The organism is Burkholderia sp. SR8, assembly GCF_052851275.1.
Genome location: NZ_JAULUC010000088.1, coordinates 1 through 516, shown reverse-complemented (window position 1 = coordinate 516; position 516 = coordinate 1). Strand labels below are relative to the sequence as shown.

General features: G+C 63.2%; 1 pseudogene. It reads right to left on the bottom strand.

The features are described 5' to 3' along the window. Positions 1 to 516 (bottom strand): annotated as a pseudogene (locus Q3A80_RS31940) (RHS repeat-associated core domain-containing protein); the annotation flags it as partial.

The window sequence follows — 516 nt, the reverse complement described above, 5'->3', positions numbered from 1 at the left end:
CGCCTCGATCAACCGTCCGACCGGATCGTATCGATAGTCGGTCCCGCCCTTGCGGCTGTCCTCGATTCGCGACAACTGCCCCACCGCGTCATAGCGATACCGCCGCTCGGCGAGCGGCGCGGGTGACGTCGACCGCTGGATCGTCTGTTGCAACACGCGCCCGGCTGGATCGTAGTGCGTGCGCTGCCCGACCTTGCTCGACAGCACGCGCACCGTCTCACGATGAAGATCGTCGCGCTCGAACTGCACGCGCTCCTCGCCGTCGAGCAGCATTCCGTGCACATGCCCGGAGCCATACATCAACCAGTCGACCACATGCCCGTCCGGCCGCACGGTACGCCGTCGATTGCCGAGTTCGTCGTATTCGTGATGCCACACGTAGCTGCGCCGGTCGCCGAACAAATCGTACGCGTGATGTTCACGTACGAGATTGCCAACCGGATCGAAGAAGAACTGCACGCGGCTGTATCGATTCACCGCGTCGATCAATCTGCCGCTCCGATCGTAGGCAAACCG